The organism is Segniliparus sp., from assembly GCF_051660745.1.
In the GTDB taxonomy this organism is placed as follows: Bacteria; Actinomycetota; Actinomycetes; order Mycobacteriales; family Mycobacteriaceae; genus Segniliparus.
In genome coordinates, this window is sequence record NZ_JBOFQF010000020.1 from 1 (window position 1) to 3,969 (window position 3,969).

Sequence of the window (3,969 nt, forward strand, 5' to 3'; positions counted from 1 at the left end):
GCCACTGCGGTCATCGACCAACCGGAACCCTCCCACACCACCCGGACCAGGGCCAAAACCCACCGCCGGATCCGAGAACGCGGGCGCCGCGTCGGAGAACGACCCAGCCAACACCGCCAACACCGCCGAGATAACCGAGCCACGGGACCGCACGGAGGGGCGTCGCCGGACACTCCCGCTAGTTTTGGAATGCGCGGGAGGTAGATTAAAAGAAGAGGTACTCATACTGAAATCTGCTTTCTGCTTCTGTCTAATTTCGTAAGCCATGAACCCATGAGGCCACCAGCGCGCGACACCTCGCACGCCTAAAGCCTCAGTACTCTGACAGACAACCTATATGGCCAATAAATTAATGGTGAAATGACGCTTCCTCTTCGCCAACCATGACATGCTCGATCGACATTCGCGCTCCAATTCCCGCAGGGCTTGTTCCCGGTCGTCTCCGAGGAATTCGACGAACCTGGCATCACGTCGCCCTGAAAGTTTCACGGGAGATGTCGTCGCTCCAATGACCTTTAGCATCATCGATATCGGTCGCGCTTATGCTAACGCTCGGCAGTAATACGCGCAACCCCGCACGATGTCGAATTATCTGTGAAAGATGTCACTGCGAATATCAGTTGTCCCACCGTGCGAGATCTGCGATTTCACGCCTCGAACCAGTCGAGGAAATCCGGGCCACGCCGACATGCCCATCGCTTCGTCGGACACGAAAGCCTGTTATCAAAAACTCTTTGAACAGGAAGAATGCTTCGATCAACCCCACCTCCGTGCCGATCACGACATGATCGACACGGAGGAATAAAGGCCTTTCCTTATGCGCACAAATCATATGGGCTGGACTATTCGCCCGGCTTCGCGATCTTGCGATGTGCCGAAATATTAATTTAAAGATCGAGCGTTATTTTAAAACGAGGTCGATTAAAATAAAAACCTTCCCGAAGGCGCGTGACAGCCGCACCCGAGCCGAAGAACGCCCCGGGGCCATTTTGTGTTACAGCTTCATGAACGATCGAAAGTTTGAATTCTCCCTAAAATATTCGTTAGGTCTGAATACAAGTATTGCCAACATCCCGACATGGTTGTAGCCTTCTGCCATGCCCCACCCCCGAATACTCATTTGCGGAGCTGGCATCGCAGGCCCAGCATTCGCGTTACAGATCGCCAAGGCAGGAATTCGTCCCACTATCGTTGAACGCGCGAGCAGCGTGCGCAGCGGCGGCCAAGCCATCGACATCAGAGGAAGCGCTGTCACGGTTGCCGAGCGCATAGGAATAGAGCGGGCCGCCCGGGCCGCGAACACCGGAATCAAAGAGATGATACTTTTTGACGACCGGGGCAAGAGGCTCGCCAGCACCACCGCGATCGGGCCGATCGTCGAAAACACGGAACACTCCAACATCGAGGTGCTGCGAAAGACGTTGGTCGACATCTTGCACAAGGAGGTGGACGGCAAAGCCGACCTGCTCTTCGGCGACCGCGTGACCGCGCTCCATCAGGACGAGGGCCGGGTCTCTGCTGTCTTCTCGTCGGGCGCGGAGCGGGAATACGACCTGGTGGTAGGCGCAGACGGCTTCCATTCCGAGACCCGCTCGCTCGCCTTCTCGCCGGACCGATGGAGCACGCGCTTCCTCGGCGCGTACTCGTGCATTTTCTCCGCTCCGAACTTCCTCGGACTCGACCACCAGCAGATCTGGTCCCACACCACCCTGGGGCTCGGAGCCTCTGTCTACAGCGCGTTGGAGAACACCGAGGCACGGGTTGTGCTCGGTTTCCAGTCCCGAAGCCGAGACCTCGACGTCCGGGACGACCAGCTCATGCGGAAAGAGCTCAAGGCCAGGTTCGGCCGCTTGGGGTGGATCTACCCCCGGCTGCTGCAAGAGATGGACGCCACCTCGGACTTCTACTGCGACGAGGTCGCACAGGTCGTGATGGACAGCTACCACAACGGCCGGGTGGCGCTCCTCGGGGACGCGGGCTACTGCCCGTCCCCTGCGACCGGCCAAGGAACGTCCCTCGCGCTTGTGGGGGCGTACGTGCTCGCCTGGGCGCTGCAAGCCCACAACTGGGACCACAAGGCCGCTTTCGCGGAGTACGACCGGCGGATGCTGCCGTTCGTGCGCGCCAACCAAGAGAAGGTGAACCTCGCCGCGCACTTCCCCAAGAGCAGGCTCCGGATCTTCGCCGACGTCCAGGCGATCAAGCTTTTGCGGCACGAGCGCACACGCAAGTTTTTGCTGACCAAGGTGTTCAAAGTCAACACGGGCTGCTCCACAGCGGTGGAGCTGCCCGACGAGAGCCCTGTCGGCGGCCATGCGCCGGCGGCGGCCTGAGGAGCTGTCATGACCCATACCATCCTGCGGCGCAAGCTCGCGGCGACAGAGGCGATATACCGTGGCAACGCGATCACCACGATCGCCACGGTCTACGGTCGCGGAACGTTCGACATTCCCGCGCTCGCCACTGCCTTCCAAGCCCTCCGCGAGGAGCACCCGGTCCTCGCGGGCCGATTGGAAGACGGTCCCGACGGACCGTGGCTCGTGCTCCTGGACAAGCCCGGCCCTGGGACCATCACAGTGCTGGAGGGCGACCCCGACGCGCTGATCGCCGGGCCAGCAGCCGCGCTGGACCCGACGGTCGAGCTGATCGCGCTCCGAGTTGTGCACGGGAACGGGCGGTTTCGCCTGAGCCTCATCATCCACCACGGCGTGTACGACGCGCGGGGGGTCGTCTTCATGGGATGGCGGCTGCTCGCGCACTACGACGCCGTGCTTTCCGGAGGGGAGCCGCTCCCCCTCGCGCCGCAACAACCCCCGGTCCCGCTCGAAACAGTCTTCGAGGAGCGCGGCGTCCCGCGAGGGCCCCTGTCCGGGCTGGAAAAGCTTTTGACGCTCCAACCCGCACGCCTCCAACCGGCCCGGCCCGGCCCGATCAGGCCGGTCCAAGTGCGGCTCAGCGCCGACGAGACCACCCGATTGCGGGGCGTGGCCAAAGCGCGCGGAGTCGGGCTGCACGGCGTCATCGTCGGCATCCTGCTGCTCACAGAATACGAGCTCTCGGGCAGTCAGTCCGAGATCGAAGTGCCCGTGCTCACGCTGGTGGACGTCCGGGACAGAATCGCCCCTCCCCTGCCACCGCTCGATGGCAGCGTGATGTTGGGGACTGCTGTCGGCGTGGTCCGTGTGGCAGCGGACTCCGACCCCTTCGACCTTGGCGCGAAAATCGTCGAGCAGCTGGTCGCGGATCTGGATTCAGGTTTGGCGCAGCAATCGCACCTGCACATCCCCACGTTGCTCACCGGGATCGCCCAAGCGCAAGCGCAAGGAACAGCCCCGGTCCCCGCGCATATGGTCTCGCTCAGCAATGTCGGGGTCATCCCCACGTTCCCGGACCTGGCGGGGCTCGTCGTCGAAGGCGTTCTCGGCGAGAACGGCAGCCTCAGCTCTTCGACTCCCGGGGCGGCGGACCGCCCCGACCCGAAACAGCACAACCACGGCTACATGGTCTCTTCGTACAACGGGAGGATGAGCTTCTACTTCAAAGCGCGCGGGGTTGAGGACACGGTCCCTGACGAGGAGATTCCGTGGGTTTCAGCTCTACGCAAAGCTATCGCCCGAGTCATCGGGCCATAAAGGCCGCCTGCCCAGAGGAGACGGCTCCGCCAAGCGGAGCTGGCCGGGCAGAGACAGACCGGCTGGCTCTCGTTGGAGATCTGTCTCGTCAACAACCCATCTGCACAACCTATTCCCTCACTATTCCCTCGAAAAACAAGGAGTATCCACGTATGTCCATCAATTTTTTCAACAAGGATCTGGCATGAAAAACAAAACCTCGGTTATCTCGGCGGTGTTGGCGGTGTTGGCTGGGTCGTTCTCCGACGCGGCGCCCGCGTTCTCGGATCCGGCGGTGGGTTTTGGCCCTGGTCCGGGTGGTGTGGGAGGGTTCCGGTTGGTCGATGACCGCAGTGGC

General features: G+C 61.8%; 2 protein-coding genes. Both read left to right on the top strand.

What is annotated here, in order from left to right; all coding sequences use genetic code 11:
* Positions 1-1,097: 1,097 nt before the first annotated feature.
* Positions 1,098-2,333, top strand: a complete 1,236-nt coding sequence (locus ACRC20_RS05890; protein WP_438685420.1) for an FAD-dependent monooxygenase — start codon at positions 1,098-1,100, stop codon at positions 2,331-2,333.
* A 9-nt stretch (positions 2,334-2,342) separates the two neighbouring features.
* Complete coding sequence (locus ACRC20_RS05895; protein ID WP_438685421.1) at positions 2,343-3,632, top strand: phthiocerol/phthiodiolone dimycocerosyl transferase family protein; 1,290 nt, start codon at positions 2,343-2,345, stop codon at positions 3,630-3,632.
* The last annotated feature ends 337 nt before the right edge of the window (positions 3,633-3,969 follow it).

Coding starts and splice junctions, on each gene's coding strand:
- ACRC20_RS05890 (WP_438685420.1), top strand. CDS start 1,098: ATGCCCCACCCCCGAATACTCATTTGCGGAGCTGGCATCGCAGGCCCA.
- ACRC20_RS05895 (WP_438685421.1), top strand. CDS start 2,343: ATGACCCATACCATCCTGCGGCGCAAGCTCGCGGCGACAGAGGCGATA.